The organism is Marinobacterium sp. YM272 (assembly GCF_050908845.1).
Taxonomy (GTDB): Bacteria; Pseudomonadota; Gammaproteobacteria; order Pseudomonadales; family Balneatricaceae; genus Marinobacterium_D.
Genome location: NZ_CP194171.1, coordinates 775,654 through 791,386, shown reverse-complemented (window position 1 = coordinate 791,386; position 15,733 = coordinate 775,654). Strand labels below are relative to the sequence as shown.

General features: G+C 58.6%; 12 protein-coding genes. 1 reads left to right on the top strand and 11 read right to left on the bottom strand.

Annotated features, from left to right (window positions below; genetic code table 11):
• Nucleotides 1-44 precede the first annotated feature (44 nt).
• The 4 genes from glmM to rlmE form a co-directional block, all read right to left on the bottom strand.
• Nucleotides 45-1,394 carry a phosphoglucosamine mutase gene (gene glmM / locus ACQUQP_RS03725; protein ID WP_432697472.1) on the bottom strand — a complete coding sequence of 450 codons (1,350 nt, stop codon included), beginning with the start codon at nt 1,392-1,394 and terminating at the stop codon, nt 45-47.
• On the bottom strand, nt 1,391-2,257 hold the full coding sequence (gene folP / locus ACQUQP_RS03720; protein WP_432698671.1) for a dihydropteroate synthase: 867 nt from the start codon (nt 2,255-2,257) through the stop codon (nt 1,391-1,393). The genes glmM and folP overlap by 4 nt, the downstream gene beginning before the upstream one ends.
• Nucleotides 2,258-2,371: 114 nt before the next feature.
• The gene (gene ftsH, locus ACQUQP_RS03715) at nt 2,372-4,381 is read right to left on the bottom strand and encodes an ATP-dependent zinc metalloprotease FtsH (RefSeq protein ID WP_432698670.1); all 2,010 of its coding nucleotides are present in this window, start codon (nt 4,379-4,381) and stop codon (nt 2,372-2,374) included.
• A 122-nt stretch (nt 4,382-4,503) separates the two neighbouring features.
• The gene (gene rlmE, locus ACQUQP_RS03710; protein WP_432697471.1) at nt 4,504-5,130 is read right to left on the bottom strand and encodes a 23S rRNA (uridine(2552)-2'-O)-methyltransferase RlmE; all 627 of its coding nucleotides are present in this window, start codon (nt 5,128-5,130) and stop codon (nt 4,504-4,506) included.
• A 111-nt stretch (nt 5,131-5,241) separates the two neighbouring features.
• Here rlmE and ACQUQP_RS03705 point away from each other — a divergent pair, with 111 nt between their 5' ends.
• Nucleotides 5,242-5,550, top strand: coding sequence for a YhbY family RNA-binding protein (locus ACQUQP_RS03705; RefSeq protein WP_432697470.1), 309 nt, complete (start codon nt 5,242-5,244; stop codon nt 5,548-5,550).
• A gap of 71 nt (nt 5,551-5,621) precedes the next feature.
• Here the strand turns inward: ACQUQP_RS03705 and greA are convergent, their stop codons facing one another.
• The 7 genes from greA to ACQUQP_RS03670 all read right to left on the bottom strand — a co-directional run bounded on the left by greA (nt 5,622) and on the right by ACQUQP_RS03670 (nt 15,727).
• Nucleotides 5,622-6,098, bottom strand: coding sequence for a transcription elongation factor GreA (gene greA / locus ACQUQP_RS03700; RefSeq protein ID WP_432697469.1), 477 nt, complete (start codon nt 6,096-6,098; stop codon nt 5,622-5,624).
• Nucleotides 6,098-9,319, bottom strand: coding sequence for a carbamoyl-phosphate synthase large subunit (gene carB / locus ACQUQP_RS03695; protein WP_432697468.1), 3,222 nt, complete (start codon nt 9,317-9,319; stop codon nt 6,098-6,100). Before carB ends, greA begins: the two co-directional genes overlap by 1 nt.
• Nucleotides 9,320-9,373: 54 nt before the next feature.
• Nucleotides 9,374-10,507: a glutamine-hydrolyzing carbamoyl-phosphate synthase small subunit gene (carA, locus tag ACQUQP_RS03690; protein WP_432697467.1), complete on the bottom strand. Its 1,134-nt coding sequence runs from the start codon at nt 10,505-10,507 to the stop codon at nt 9,374-9,376.
• A 305-nt stretch (nt 10,508-10,812) separates the two neighbouring features.
• Nucleotides 10,813-11,385: a YcbK family protein gene (locus ACQUQP_RS03685; RefSeq protein WP_432697466.1), complete on the bottom strand. Its 573-nt coding sequence runs from the start codon at nt 11,383-11,385 to the stop codon at nt 10,813-10,815.
• Nucleotides 11,386-11,490: 105 nt separating this feature from the next.
• Nucleotides 11,491-13,101: a L,D-transpeptidase family protein gene (locus tag ACQUQP_RS03680; protein WP_432697465.1), complete on the bottom strand. Its 1,611-nt coding sequence runs from the start codon at nt 13,099-13,101 to the stop codon at nt 11,491-11,493.
• Between the two features lie 77 nt (nt 13,102-13,178).
• Nucleotides 13,179-15,074 (bottom strand): DNA topoisomerase IV subunit B, encoded by a 1,896-nt coding sequence (gene parE / locus ACQUQP_RS03675; RefSeq protein WP_432697464.1) that lies wholly within the window; start codon nt 15,072-15,074, stop codon nt 13,179-13,181.
• A 17-nt stretch (nt 15,075-15,091) separates the two neighbouring features.
• Complete coding sequence (locus ACQUQP_RS03670; RefSeq protein ID WP_432697463.1) at nt 15,092-15,727, bottom strand: YqiA/YcfP family alpha/beta fold hydrolase; 636 nt, start codon at nt 15,725-15,727, stop codon at nt 15,092-15,094.
• Nucleotides 15,728-15,733: the final 6 nt, after the last annotated feature.

The following is a 15,733-nucleotide window of genomic DNA, read 5'->3' as shown; positions in this document are numbered from 1 at the left end:
GGGACCCCCTTACGAAAGAGGCGCAAATCTTAACTGAGGCTTTTTCAACTTACAAGCGCAGATAGAATATTTTCTACCTTTTCAGCAAGTTCGCGACACATTGCATCAACGAGGGCATGATCCTCACCCTCAACCATTACCCGCACAACGGGCTCCGTACCGGAAGGACGTAGCAACACCCGACCGGCATCACCGAGGCGCTCTTCAGCCGCCGCGACCGCCTGTTCCAGGTCGACATTTCCCTGCAGGGAAACCTTGCGCGCAAGACGCACATTGATCATCACCTGGGGCAACTTGGTCATCCCCTGCTTGAGCTCATGCAGAGACTTGCCGCTATCCGCCATCGCCTTGAGCACCTGTACCGCCGATACAATGCCATCACCGGTTGAGGTCAAATGGCGGCACACAACGTGGCCGGAGTTCTCGCCACCCAGCATCCAGTCATTTTGAGCCAGGGCTTCCATGACATAGCGATCACCAACCGCAGCCCTCTGGAACGGGATATCCAGGCGCTTAAAGGCCTGCTCCAGGCCGAAATTAGACATCAGAGTACCGACCACCCCGCCCTCGAGCAGCCCCTGGTCACGCAGAGCGTTGGCGATAATAAACAGGATCTCATCCCCGTCGACCACTTCACCAACATGATCAACCAGAATCAGGCGATCACCATCGCCATCCAGCGCGATGCCGAGATCAGCCTTTTCCGCCTTGACGATCTTACGCAGGTTTTCAGGCGCCGTGGCACCACACCCCTCGTTGATATTCAGACCATCCGGGGACGAAGCGATCTCCACGACCTCGGCGCCAAGCTCCGAGAATACATTTGGCGCCACGTGATAGGTCGCACCGTTGGCGCAATCGATGACGATTTTCATCCCTTTCAGGGTGAGGTTGCCACCGCCGGTGGATTTACAGAATTCGATATAGCGACCGGCCGCATCGTTAATCCGGCGCGCCTTGCCGAGATTCTCAGAGCTGGCGGTAGACATCTGCAGATCCATCTGCGCTTCGATCGCCCGTTCCACTGCGTCGGGCAACTTGGTGCCTTTGGCGGAGAAGAACTTGATACCGTTATCATCAAAAGGATTGTGGGAGGCGCTGATCACGATACCGGCACTGGCCTGGAACGCCCGTGTCAGATAAGCCACCGCCGGCGTTGGCATCGGTCCGGTCAGCAGCACATCCACGCCGGCAGCGGAAAGCCCCGCTTCGAGCGCCGACTCAAACATGTAGCCGGAGATACGGGTGTCTTTGCCAATCACGATGCTGCTGCGACCGCTGCGGGCGAATACACAACCGGCGGCCCAGCCGAGCTTGATCATAAAATCCGGCGTTATCGGAAACTCTCCGACAGTCCCGCGGATCCCGTCGGTACCAAAATAGCGTCTGCTCATATCTTCTCCTGCCCAGCACCGTAAAGAACGGCCTCGGTCATGCGCACCACGTCCGTGGTGGCCGCAACATCATGGACGCGAATAATACGACCGCCACGCTCTACCGCCAAGGCAACGGTGGCCAAACTGCCGGCCAGACGGTCACCGACCTCCCGCCCCAGTGCCTGTCCCACCATGGTCTTGCGTGACGTACCCACCAGGAGCGGCAGCCCAAGCCGTTCCAGCTCGTCCATGCGGCGCAACAGGGTCAAATTGTGCTCCAGTGTTTTACCGAAACCAAAACCGGGATCCACGACTATGGACTCTCGAGGAATACCGGCCGCCACACACTGCTCCGCACGCTGTGAGAGAAAGTCATACACCTCAGCCAACACATCATCATAGTGCGGTGCCAGCTGCATGGTCGCGGGAGTCGCGCCCTGCATGTGCATGATACACACCGGAAGTCCTGTACCTGCCGCCGCTTCCAGCGCCCCCTCTTTGGCAAACGAGCGCACATCGTTGAGCAGTCCGGCACCCGCCCTGGCCGCCTCGACCATCACTTCAGGTGCGCTGGTATCCACCGAAATCACGGTATCGAGCTCAGCCTTGATACGCTCCACCACGGGGATAACCCGGTCCAGCTCTTCCTGCACACCGACAGGGCTTGCTCCCGGGCGGGTAGATTCACCACCCACATCGATCATCGATGCGCCATCGGCGATCATATTGGCAGCATGAACCAGCGCCTTATCCACCGACAGGCGCGATGCCTGGTAGAGATTACCCCCATCCGAAAATGAATCGGGAGTCACATTCAGGATGCCCATGACCTGTACCCGCTTAAGATCCAGAATGCGATCGGCGCACTTCAGTTCGGTTATCACTCGCCACTCCCAGAGTTCGACCTTGGCTAAAAAAAGAAGCCAGCATTAGGCTGGCTTCGACAGTTTATCAAAATGTACGGGACTATCCGTATGGACTATTCGCTAACCGCGTCAGTCCGCCTTTGGCTCATCAGGATCCGCGTCAGCATCACGGCCACGGCGCTGTGCACGCTCGCTATCGGCATCATCCGCTTCCGGAACATCCTGGTCACGCTCATCCTGCTCAGATGCCGTATCACGCTGGGTAGCCTTGGCTTCTTCGATATCACGCTCGGCGCGATCGGCACGTTCCTGAGCTTCGACCCAGCCTTCCGGCGGCGAAACCTGCTCGCGCGCCATCAGCTGATCCAGCTGATCGGAACCGATGGTCTCGTACTTCATCAGCGACTCGGCCATGGCGTCGAGAATATCGCGGTTCTCTTCGAGGATCTGCTTTGCCTTGGCGTAGCAGTCATCGATGATCTTGCGCACCTGAATATCGACCGCTTTCTGGGTCTCGTCAGACATCGCCTTGGCGGCCTGGCCCATTCCACGACCGAACGGATCGTCGTCTTCATCACCGTAGAGCAGCGGACCGAGCTCATCGGTCAGACCCCACTTGGTGACCATGTTGCGCGCCAGCATGGTGGCCTTCTGGATGTCGTTGGAGGCACCGGTGGTAACCCCCTCCTTACCCAGCGTCATCTCCTCCGCCAGACGGCCGCCATAGAGCGAGCAGATCTGCGAAATGATCGACTGACGGCTGTGGCTGTAGCGATCCTCTGCCGGCAGGAACATAGTCACACCGAGCGCACGACCACGCGGAATGATCGACACCTTGTACACAGGATCATGTTCCGGCATCACGCGACCGATAATGGCGTGACCGGCTTCATGGTAGGCGGTGTTCAGACGCTCCTTGTAGGACATGACCATGGACTTGCGCTCTGCGCCCATCATGATCTTGTCCTTGGCCTTCTCAAACTGATCCATACCGACTGTACGGCGGTTTTCACGCGCCGCAAACAGCGCCGCCTCGTTAACCAGGTTGGCCAGATCCGCACCGGAGAATCCCGGGGTACCGCGCGCAATCAGCTCCGGCTTGACATTATCGCCCAGCGGAACACGGCGCATATGCACCTTCAGAATCTGTTCCCGGCCGCGAATATCCGGCAGACCCACATGGACCTGGCGGTCAAAACGACCCGGGCGCAGCAGTGCCTGGTCGAGCACGTCCGGACGGTTGGTGGCGGCGATCACGATGATACCCTCGGTACCCTCGAAGCCATCCATCTCTACCAGCAGCTGGTTCAGTGTCTGCTCACGTTCGTCATTACCGCCGCCCATGCCGGCGCCACGGTGACGACCCACCGCATCGATCTCATCGATAAAGATGATGCAGGGTGCGTGTTTTTTGGCCTGTTCGAACATGTCACGGACACGGGATGCACCGACACCGACAAACATCTCGACAAAATCAGAGCCGGAGATGCTGAAGAACGGCACCTTGGCTTCACCGGCAATCGCCTTCGCCAGCAGCGTCTTACCGGTACCGGGGGAGCCCGCCATCAGCACACCGCGGGGAATATGACCGCCGAGGCGCTGGAACTTGCCGGGATCACGCAGGTAATCCACCAGTTCAGCGACCTCTTCCTTCGCCTCTTCAACGCCGGCCACATCATCGAAGGTGGTTTTCACCTGGTCTTCGCTCATCATGCGCGCCTTGGATTTACCAAAGGACATGGGGCCGCCTTTGCCGCCTCCGCCGCCCTGCATCTGGCGCATGAAGAACATGAAGATTGCGATAATGATCAGGATCGGGAAGGAGGCAACGAGCAGCTGGGTCCAGATACTCTGCCGCTCCGGCTGCTTACCTTCGATAATGACATTATGCTGCAGCAGATCATCGATCAGCTTTGGATCCTGCACAGCCGGGCGCACCGTTTCAAAACGTTCGCCGTTGGTCCGTTGGCCTACAATGGTATAGCCATCGATCGTAACCTTGGCGACGCGGTCCGCCTGAACCTCCTCGACAAAGTCGGAGTAATTCACGCGGCGGGAATCAGGTTCAGTACTGAAGTTGTTGAACACCGTCAATAACACGGCGGCGATCACCAACCAGAGCACCAGATTTTTTGCCATATCGTTCAATGAGCTACCCTCGGTTCTCTCAAAATACGCTGTGACTGCCATCAGGGGCGTTTCGGCAGCCCTTATTCGACCAGAGTTCAGCTGAGCATGCAGCCCCCCGGTCGGTCAATATTCTATTCTACGTGCACGAAGCCTTTTCCGAGCAGGTAGACTTCTCTTGATCGCGCCCTGGATGCATCGGGCTTGCGAGTTACCACCGATGTAAAGCTCGACCTCATATCCGCCAGATAGGCATCAAACCCTTCGCCCTGAAACACCTTGACCAGGAAGTTGCCGCCAGGCTTAAGCACCTGTCGGGCAAGATCAAGCGCCAGTTCGACCAGGTACATGGCCGCCGGCTGATCGATAGAGGCGTTACCACTCATATTGGGGGCCATATCGGAGATTACAAGGTCAGCACGATCACCACCGAGCGCCTGGAGAATCTTTTCAAGAACCTCCTCCTCGGTAAAGTCGCCCTGAATGAATTCGACACCCGCCAGAGGATCCATCGGCAGAATATCCGACGCCACCACGCGACCGCGCTCGCCAACCAGTTCTGCCGCCACCTGGGACCAACCTCCGGGCGCCGCACCCAGATCTACCACCGTACAACCAGACTTGAACAGCTTGTCCTTGGCGTTTATCTCCTGCAGCTTGAAACTGGCACGAGAGCGCAGTCCTGCCTCTTTCGAGCGTTTGACGTACTGGTCGTCGAAATGTTCCTTCAGCCAGCGCCCGCTACTTTTCGATTTTGCCACGTGAAACTCGTCTCTGAGACCGAGTTGCTACTCTAATTTCAGCAACTCGGTTAAAATTACAGTTCAACCCGCCTGGGAAACTCCCCTTTCAACGAGGCACCATATTCTAGTATGAGCTTGACCCCCGAGCAAAAGAAGCAGTTCCGCACCCTGGGACACAACCTGAATCCGATCGTCACCGTTGCCGGCAACGGTCTGACCGAAAACATCCAGTTGGAAGTCGATCGCGCGCTTGAGGATCATGAACTGATCAAGGTGAAGTTCGTCGTCGGCGACCGCAGCGTCAAGAAAGAGATGATTCGCGAACTCTGCGCTGTCGTGGAAGCAACACTGGTGCAGGAGATCGGCAATATCGCGCTGATCTACCGCGCCGCTCGCCAGCCCAATCCGAAGCTGTCCAACCTGCTTCGCCCGCAGTAAGCGACAATCCTCTGCCATAAAAAAGCCGCCCTCGGTTAACCGGGGCGGCTTTTTTGCGTCCTGACGCCAGATCAGATGTGGTGCACTTCAGCGATCTCGTACTCGGTGGCACCGGCCGGCGTTTCCACGCAGGCGATATCACCCTCTTCCTTGCCGATCAGTGCACGTGCGATCGGAGAGTTGACCGAAATTTTACCTGCCTTGATATCCGCCTCGTCGTCACCGACGATCTGGTAGCGAACCGTCGCATCGGTATCCAGGTTGATCAGCTCAACGGTGGTACCGAAAAACACCTTGCCGGTATGATCGATAGCGGTCACATCCACCACCTGAGCCAGGGACAGCTTGTGCTCTAGCTCACGGATACGGCCTTCGATGAATCCCTGCTGCTCTCGCGCAGCATGGTATTCGGCGTTCTCTTTCAGGTCACCATGCTCGCGGGCCTCGGCGATCGCACCGATCACCTTGGGCCGCTCTACCGACTTGAGATGCGTCAGCTCTTCACGAAGACGTTTCTCGCCTTCGACAGTCATGGGTACTCGATTCATTATGCGACTCCTGAATGCAGATCCTGCAGACGACGTACGGTCTTCTCTTCACCATACTTCAGCGCTTCCGCGGTGGCTGCAGCGCCTGCCAGCGTGGTGGTGTAAGGCACCTTGTGCTGCAGCGCAGAGCGGCGGATTTCAGCAGAATCGGCAATTGCCTTGCGCCCTTCCGTCGTGTTGATGACGTAGGCGATCTCTCCATTTTTCAGCATGTCGACGATATTCGGTCGACCTTCAGCCACCTTGTTGATTCGCTCGACAGCGATACCGTTCTCGCTCAACAGCGCGGCGGTGCCTGCGGTTGCAACAAGCTTGTAACCCAGTTCTACCAGATCCTGAGCCACGGCGACAACGCCCGCTTTATCCACATCACGCACTGAGATAAAGGCCGTACCCTTGCGCGGCAGACGCTCACCGGCACCGAGCTGCGCCTTCATGAACGCTTCACCGAAGGTTTCGCCGGTACCCATCACCTCACCGGTGGACTTCATTTCCGGGCCGAGAATCGGGTCAACGCCCTGGAACTTGTTGAACGGGAATACCGCTTCCTTGACATTGAAGTGCTTGGGCACAATCTCTTCGGTAAAACCGAGCTCTTCCAGGGTTTTGCCGGTCATGACCCGTGCTGCGATAGCCGCCAGGGAGACGCCGATACACTTGGAAACAAACGGCACGGTACGGGACGCACGCGGGTTAACCTCGATGACGTAGATCTCGCCATCCTGGTAAGCCAACTGCACGTTCATCAGACCGATAACGCCCAGTTCCAGCGCCATCTTGCGCACCATCTCGCGCATCGCGTCCTGGACGTCAGCCGCCAGATTGTACGGCGGCAGCGAGCACGCGGAGTCACCGGAGTGAACACCGGCCTGCTCGATATGCTGCATGATGGCGCCGATAACTACGGTTTTGCCATCGCTGACCGCGTCAATATCGACCTCGATCGCCGCATTCAGGAAGTGATCCAGCAATACCGGCGCGTCGTTGGAGACCTGAACCGCAGTGTTCATGTAGCGACGCAGCTCGTCTTCCTTGTAGACGATTTCCATGGCACGGCCGCCCAGCACGTAGGAGGGGCGCACCACCAGCGGATAACCGATAGTCTTCGCCTGGATGATCGCCTCTTCCAGCGAACGCACGGTGGCGTTTTCCGGCTGCTTCAGTCCCAGACGCTTGAGCATCTGCAGGAACTGTTCACGGTCTTCGGCGCGATCGATCGCTTCCGGGCTGGTGCCGATGATCGGCACTCCGGCCTGCTCCAGGGCAACCGCCAGTTTCAGCGGGGTCTGACCGCCGTACTGAACGATGACACCCTTGGGCTTCTCGACGTTAACGATCTCGAGCACGTCTTCCAGGGTGATCGGTTCAAAGTAGAGACGATCGGAAGTGTCGTAATCGGTAGAAACGGTTTCCGGGTTACAGTTGACCATAATGGTCTCGTAACCGTCTTCTCGGGCTGCCAGCGCCGCATGTACGCAGCAGTAATCGAACTCGATACCCTGACCGATACGGTTCGGACCACCGCCGATAACCATGATCTTTTCACGCTCGGACGGCGCCGCTTCGCACTCCTCTTCATAGCTGGAGTACATATAGGCAGTATCTGTCGCGAACTCGGCAGAGCAGGTATCAACACGTTTGAATACCGGGCGCACGCCCAGCTTCTGACGCTGCTTGCGGAACTGCTTTTCGGACACACCCAGCAGCTTAGCCAGGCGTGAGTCAGAGAAGCCCTTACGCTTGAGACGGAACACCTGATCCTTGTCCAGCTCGCTCAGCGCCATCTCGGAGACACGCTGTTCTTCCTTGATCAGGTCTTCAAGCTGTACCAGGAACCAGGGATCAACGCCGCTCAGGTTATAGATTTCGTCAACGCTCATACCGAGACGGAAGGCATCGCCGATGTACCAGATGCGCTGGGCACCCGGCTGACTCAGCTCGGCGATCACTTCATCGCGGGCTTCCTCTTCGTTGCTCAGATCAACGATCGGGTCGAAGCCGTCTGAGCCCACTTCCAGGCCGCGAAGCGCTTTCTGCAGGGATTCCTGCTGGGTACGGCCGATCGCCATCACCTCGCCGACGGACTTCATCTGAGTGGTCAGACGGTCGTTGGCCTGGGGGAATTTCTCGAAGGTGAAACGCGGAATCTTGGTAACCACGTAGTCGATAGCCGGCTCGAACGATGCCGGAGTACGACCACCGGTGATATCGTTCTGCAGCTCATCCAGGGTGTAACCCACCGCCAGCTTGGCCGCGATCTTGGCGATCGGGAAACCGGTGGCCTTGGAGGCCAGCGCCGAGGATCGGGATACACGCGGGTTCATCTCGATAACGACAACGCGACCGGTCTTCGGATCGACACCGAACTGGACGTTGGAACCGCCGGTTTCCACGCCGATCTCACGCAGTACCGCGATCGATGCGTTACGCATGATCTGGTACTCCTTGTCGGTCAGGGTCTGGGCCGGTGCAACGGTGATGGAGTCACCGGTGTGCACGCCCATGGCATCGAAGTTCTCGATGGAGCAGACGATGATGCAGTTGTCGTTCTTGTCGCGAACAACTTCCATCTCGTACTCTTTCCAGCCGATCAGGGATTCATCGATCAGCAGCTCGTTGGTCGGTGACAGGTCCAGACCGCGCTCACAGATCTCGATGAACTCTTCACGGTTGTAGGCGATACCGCCACCAGAACCACCCATGGTGAAGGAGGGACGAATAATTGCTGGGAAGCCGATGGAATCCAGCACCTGCAGCGCTTCTTCCATGCTGTGGGCGATCGCCGCACGCGGGCATTCCAGGCCGATGTTCTTCATCGCCTTGTCGAAGCGCTCGCGGTCTTCCGCCTTGTCGATGGCATCCTGGGAGGCACCGATCATTTCTACGCCGAACTCCGCCAGCACGCCTTCGCGGTCCAGATCCAGCGCACAGTTCAGTGCGGTCTGGCCACCCATGGTCGGCAGCAGCGCGTCAGGACGCTCTTTTTCAATAATTTTGGCTACGGTTTTCCAGTTGATCGGCTCGATGTACGTCGCATCGGCCATCACCGGATCGGTCATGATGGTAGCCGGGTTGGAGTTCACCAGGATGACCCGGTAACCCTCTTCACGCAGCGCTTTACACGCCTGTGCTCCGGAATAGTCGAACTCGCACGCCTGGCCGATGACAATGGGGCCTGCGCCGAGGATAAGAATACTTTTAAGGTCCGTACGTTTTGGCATCTGTATTAACCGGTCGTCGCTGTTTTCAGTTCAGGGCTTGTGGAGCGTCTTGCCTCAGGCACGGGCACGCATCAGTTCGATAAAGCGATCGAACAGCGGCGCCACGTCGTGCGGACCGGGGCTCGCTTCAGGGTGACCCTGGAAGCTGAACGCCGGGCAGTCAGTGCGCTCGATCCCCTGCAGGGAACCATCGAACAGGGATTTATGGGTCGCACGCAGCGTATCCGGCAGTGTTGTCTCATCGACAGCGAAGCCGTGGTTCTGGCTGGTGATCATCACATGAGTGCTGTCCAGATCCTGTACCGGGTGGTTGGCACCGTGGTGACCGAACTTCATCTTCACGGTCTTGGCACCGGATGCCAGCGCCAGCAACTGGTGGCCCAGGCAGATACCGAACACCGGCAGCTTGGTCGCCAGGATCTGCTGGATCGCATCGATCGCGTAGTCACAGGGCTCTGGATCGCCAGGCCCATTGGACAGGAACACACCATCCGGATTCAGCGCCAGCACGTCAGCGGCCGGGGTCTGCGCCGGTACAACCGTCAGACGGCAGCCGCGCTCGACCAGCATGCGCAAAATGTTGCTTTTAACACCGAAATCGTAAGCGACTACATGGAAGTCCTGATCCGCACCGGCGATCTCCTGATGGCCTTCGCCCAGTTTCCAGGTGCTGGAGTTCCACTCGAAGCTGTCTTTAACGCTGACTTCGCGGGCCAGATCCATTCCCTGCAGACCCGGGAAAGCGCGAGCAGCCTCAAGCGCCTTCTCTTCGTCAATCGCGTCGCCGGCCATGATGCAGCCGTTCTGCGCGCCTTTTTCACGCAGGATGCGGGTCAGGCGACGGGTATCGATATCGGCGATACCGAGAATATTGTTGTCGCGCAGGTACTCATCCAACGCTTTCTCGCTGCGGAAGTTGCTCGCCAGCAGCGGCAGGTCACGAATGACGAGCCCGGCAACCCAGAGGTCACGGGATTCTTCGTCTTCGGCATTGACGCCGACGTTACCGATATGCGGATAGGTGAGCGTGACGATCTGGCGGCAGTAGGACGGATCGGTAAGGATCTCCTGGTAGCCGGTCATCGAGGTATTGAATACCACCTCACCACTGGACTCTCCATCGGCGCCAATCGCTACCCCCCGGAATACGCTGCCATCTTCAAGGGCCAGAATGGCTGGTCGCGTCAATTGAACCTCCCCGCGCGTGCGCTAAAAATTTTATGATCTGAAAGAGAGTGCCGTCTCAGGCGTGAAGCCCAAGAGCCTCAAAACACCGCCTCATACGTGCAAAAAAGCGAGGTCGAGCCCTGGGCTCACCTCGCTTCTACAAAAATTCTGCTGATTCGCCACAGACCTGCGGCTAAAACCGGCAATATTTTAGTGTATGCCGGGCAAGCTGTCCACGAACGATCCTCGCTATCTACCCCTGGAAGCCGGTTTTTCATGCCGACGGGAATAGACCGCTGCTATCGCGGCAACCTGCACCTTATGGATCAGCTACCCCAGTAACGTACCCGGCCGGTATCCACGTGGATAAAGTTGGACTCGCTGTAGAGCCCGACGCCGCCTACCTTAAGATCCACCGCCATCTTGTGCAGCTGATGCAGATCCATGCCGGGCATGCGGATGTCCATCGCCTTGCCCTGCATATGCAGACTTTTCTTGGCAACGCCGTTGCTGTTTGAACGCAGCATGTTGTTGGTCTTTGGCGAGCGGTAACCGGATATGATTTCGAAAGGCGCCTTGCGGCCCGCTCTCAGCTTGAGAACGTGAAGCATGTCGATCAGCGCCGGATCCATCGGATGCACATCACCCGTGCGGAAATCACGCAACACATGGTCAATTTCGGCCAGACTTTCACTGAGGTAATTCCCTTTTTCCCAGTAGGTCAACTTCACCTTTTCGCCGGTATGCAGGTTGTGCAGGGCGATATGGCGCTCGTTTTCGTGGGGTATGGCTGCGAAGGTTTTGGGGACATAAAGCCCTGCAGCGGTGGCTGCAAAGCCCTTCATGAAGCCGCGGCGGGAGAGAGGCGCGGCTAACCTCGTACTACGTTTGAACGGCACTCGTGTGTTACCTCAGGGTGTCGATTCTAGGTTTAATCCTTTGGCTATAAATTCCTTCAATAGTTCAAATGCTAACCAATAAAGCAACATATGTATATATTTTAATCACTTGTATGCAGCAACTCGGTTATCGGGAAGGCGGCCCGCATGCTCCAGCCGCGCCTGAATCTGCTCATCAAGGCCGTAGATATCCGGCCGGAACTGTGCCCTGCCCTCGGTATCAACCCAGGCTGAAAGGTAGACGAGATACACCGGCACCGGTTCAGGCAGGCGCCTGATCTGCTTATCCCCCTCTGCCAGTGCAGTGTTCACCCAGTCCTGCATGGCAGGCGAGCCGGACACCAGCAGATCCACCAGCCTGTCGATCCCCTCGACACGGACGCAGCCGGAACTGAACGGCCGCAGCGGTTTGTCGAACAGGTATTTGGATGGTGTGTCGTGCAGGTAAATCGAGAAGGGGTTGTCCATGCCAAATTTAAGCTGCCCCAGTGCGTTACCGGCACCCGGCGCCTGAATCAGGCGGATGTTACCCGGGTTCTGCCAGTCGATCTCCTGTGGAGAAACGAAGCGCCAACGCCCCTCCTGGTGCAACTGTACCCGCACCCGGTTTTCGGCCAGCCAGTTGATATCGGCACGAATCTTCGGCAGCAGATCTTCGCGCATGATCCGTCTCGGCACCGTCCAGTCGGGGTTAACCGTGAGATAGCTGAGATCGGACTGAAACGAAGGCGTCGGACGACGCGGCCTGCCGGTGATGGTGCGGGCATAGAAATTGACCTGATCATCGACGACCAGCTCGAGAAAATATCCCGCCGGGCTGACAAGAATATAGCGCTCACCCAGCTCCCGGGGCATCCAGCGCCAGCGCTCCAGGTTTACCTCCAGCTGAGCCAGACGCTGCTCCAGGGTACGGTTCAGCTCACGCAGGGTTTTCGGCCCCAGAATCCCATCCTCTTTAAGCCCGTGGCGTGACTGGAAACGTTCAAGCGCTTCGACCATTGGCTGGTCATACAGATCGGGCGCGGTCTCCAGTGCCAGCGGATCGGGCTCGGCATCGCCAAGCTGGATCAGCCGGTCGCGCAGCGCCGGCACTATGGGCGCCTGATCACCGGGTTCCAGCAACCCCTCCAGTTGCAGCGGCAGCGGCTGAACGCTTTTCGCCAACTCACGGTAGCGACCGTAAAGATCAACCAACGCCCGGTATTGGGCGGTCTCGGGAGCGAGGCTCGCAGCGCGTTCTTTCGGGGCACGCTGCTGCAGCGCAGTCCAGGCCTGCGCCACCGGGTCGATGACCGGCCGCTGCAGGTACCAGAGACGGTCGAGAGCGGCTTCGTCCTGGCCACGTCCCAAATCCGCCAGCAGGCGAATAAGCGCATCTGACAGCAGCAGGTCCCTGACGGCGGGATCCTGTTCCTGACTTAATCGAACATCGTGATAACGGGTGGGAGACAGGCCCTGCGCGTAGGCAAGATCAACCGCATCAAGCAGCGAATCGATCAGGGCGGTATCCGGGGTACCCTCCGAGTCATACCAGAGATAGGGGCTATCGGACCTGTCATAGAGCGCACGCAGACGGAGCCAGTCCGGCCTCATTTCACCGGCAGCCTGAGTCAGCTGTCCCGGTCCTGCGGGGAGTTCTACGGCCGTCACACTCCATGTGGTCAGCAGCAGAGAGACCAACAAAAACCAGCGACAGGGGGTCCGATAAGCAGACATGAGCACACCCTCGACAAGCGGTTGTGAGCCCGCATCCATTGCCGGCTCAATGCTCTAATTATAGACCCCCTGCATGATCAGATCACTTCAGCCAGGTTACCTTTGCTCTCCAGCCATTGCTTGCGATCAGAAGAACGCTTTTTAGCCAGCAGCATGTCCATGACTTCGAAAGTATCGTCGCCATCGGTCAGGGTCAGCTGAACCAGGCGACGGGTATCCGGCGCCATGGTGGTCTCGCGCAGCTGCATCGGGTTCATCTCACCCAGGCCCTTGAAGCGCTGCACGTTGATTTTCGCGTTGCGCCTCTCCGCCTTGATCCGCTCGACGATGCCCTGTTTCTCCTCTTCGTCCAGCGCGTAGTAGACCTCCTTGCCGGCATCGATGCGGTACAGCGGCGGCATCGCCACGTAGACATGCCCCGCCGCCACCAGCGGACGGAAGTGCTGCACGAACAGGGCGCAGAGCAGGGTTGCGATATGCAGGCCATCGGAGTCCGCATCGGCAAGGATACAGATCCGGTTGTAGCGCAGGCCGTCGAGTTTGTCGGAGCCGGGATCGACACCGATCGCCACGGAGATATCGTGGATCTCCTGGGACGCCAGGATCTCGCCCGATTCCACTTCCCAGGTGTTCAGAATCTTTCCGCGCAGCGGCATGATCGCCTGAAACTCGCGGGAACGCGCCTGCTTGGCCGAACCACCGGCGGAGTCACCCTCCACCAGGAACAGCTCGGCCTGGGTCATATCCACACCGGAGCAGTCCGCCAGTTTGCCGGGCAGAGCCGGCCCCTGGGTCACCTTCTTGCGCACCACTTTCTTGTTTGAGCGCATGCGGCGCTGGGCGTTGGCGATCACCAGCTCGGCGATCTTCTCCCCCTCCTCCACGTGGCGGTTAAGCCAGAGGGAGAAGGCATCCTTCACGGTACCGGAGATGAACGCGGCGATCTGGCGCGAGGAGAGACGCTCCTTGGTCTGGCCGGCGAACTGGGGGTCGCGCATCTTCGCTGACAGGATATAGCAGCAGCGCTCCCAGACATCTTCCGGGCTCAGCTTCACACCGCGCGGCAGCAGATTACGGATCTCACAGAACTCACGCATCGCATCGAGCAGACCGGAGCGCAGGCCGTTGACGTGGGTACCGCCCTGCGCCGTGGGAATCAGGTTCACGTAGCTTTCGGCGGTAATTTCACCGCCTTCGGAAAGCCACTGCACCGCCCACTCAACGGCATCCTCTTCGCCCTGCAGATGACCGGTAAAGGGCTCTGCCGGCAGGGTCTCGTAAACCTGGGTGTTACCCTTGAGGTAGGCCACCAGGCCATCCTCGTAGTACCACTCCTCTTTCTCTTTCTTGGCGCCGCTGGCGTCAGTGAACACCACGCGCAGCCCCGGACAGAGCACCGCCTTGGCGCGCAGATTGTGCTTCAGCCGGCTGACGCTGAACTTGGGACTGTCAAAGTACTTGGGATCGGGCAGGAAACGCAGCGTGGTACCGGTGTTGCGTTTGCCGCAGCTGTCCACCACTTCCAGATCGGAGACTTTCTCGCCATCCGCAAACGCCATCTTGTACACCTGGCCATCGCGCTTGATCTCCAGGTTGAGCAGCTTGGAAAGCGCATTAACCACGGAAACGCCGACACCGTGAAGGCCGCCGGAGTAAGTGTAGTTGTCGTTATTGAACTTACCGCCGGCATGCAGCCGGGTCAGGATCAGTTCGACACCGCTGACGCCCTCTTCCGGGTGGATATCCACCGGCATACCGCGGCCGTCATCACTGACCGACAGGGAGCCGTCATCATGCAGTGTCACCTCTATACGGCGGGCGTGACCGGCCAGCGCCTCATCCACCGAGTTGTCGATCACCTCCTGCGCCAGGTGGTTGGGGCGGTCGGTTTCGGTGTACATGCCCGGACGACGACGTACCGGGTCCAGTCCGCTCAGTACCTCGATCGCTTCGGCGTTGTATTGCTTAGACATCCGTCTGTTTTCCTGTATCAGAGTGCGCTTGCCGGCAGCGGCGTCGGCTCGGGAAGCGCGATGCGCCCTTCGGCAAAGGCGAAAATAGCGGGAATCAATTGTTCAAACCGGTCAAATCCGTGACTGCCCCCGGGCTGCACGAACTGGGCTGCGGCGCGATACTTATCCACAGCCTGGCGATAATCCAGGGTTTCATCGGCGGTCTGCACCAGCAGCAGGTAACGCTCCGGCGCTTTCGGCTCAGGGGTATCCAGCGCGAGCAACTGTTGCAGATGGCGCTCGGTCAGCTGGTAGTGCTCATCGGTATAGAGATTGGTGTTCTCCCCCAGCCATTCACTCAGCAGCTCGTAGGGGCGCACCGCCGGATTGATCAACACTGCACGCAGGGAGTCACGCTGCGCCGCCTGCTCCATCAGGTAGCTGCTGTAGTAGCCTCCCAACGAGCTGCCAATCAATACCACCGGCTCTGCGGCGGCGCGCTCAAGCTCAGCATTCAGCTGGGCGATCGCCTGCTCCGGCCAGTGTGACAGTTTTGGACAGCGAAAGCGTTCCCCGATACCGCGCTCTTCAAGCGCGCGCTTAAAAAGTTGCGCTTTCCAGGACGCCGGCGAGCTGTTGAAGCCGTGCACATAGATATATACCGGATCGGCCATCAGCAA

Coding starts and splice junctions, on each gene's coding strand:
- carB (WP_432697468.1), bottom strand. CDS start 9,319: ATGCCAAAACGTACGGACCTTAAAAGTATTCTTATCCTCGGCGCAGGC.
- ACQUQP_RS03670 (WP_432697463.1), bottom strand. CDS start 15,727: ATGGCCGATCCGGTATATATCTATGTGCACGGCTTCAACAGCTCGCCG.
- parE (WP_432697464.1), bottom strand. CDS start 15,074: ATGTCTAAGCAATACAACGCCGAAGCGATCGAGGTACTGAGCGGACTG.
- glmM (WP_432697472.1), bottom strand. CDS start 1,394: ATGAGCAGACGCTATTTTGGTACCGACGGGATCCGCGGGACTGTCGGA.
- ftsH (WP_432698670.1), bottom strand. CDS start 4,381: ATGGCAAAAAATCTGGTGCTCTGGTTGGTGATCGCCGCCGTGTTATTG.
- greA (WP_432697469.1), bottom strand. CDS start 6,098: ATGAATCGAGTACCCATGACTGTCGAAGGCGAGAAACGTCTTCGTGAA.
- ACQUQP_RS03680 (WP_432697465.1), bottom strand. CDS start 13,101: ATGTCTGCTTATCGGACCCCCTGTCGCTGGTTTTTGTTGGTCTCTCTG.
- ACQUQP_RS03705 (WP_432697470.1), top strand. CDS start 5,242: ATGAGCTTGACCCCCGAGCAAAAGAAGCAGTTCCGCACCCTGGGACAC.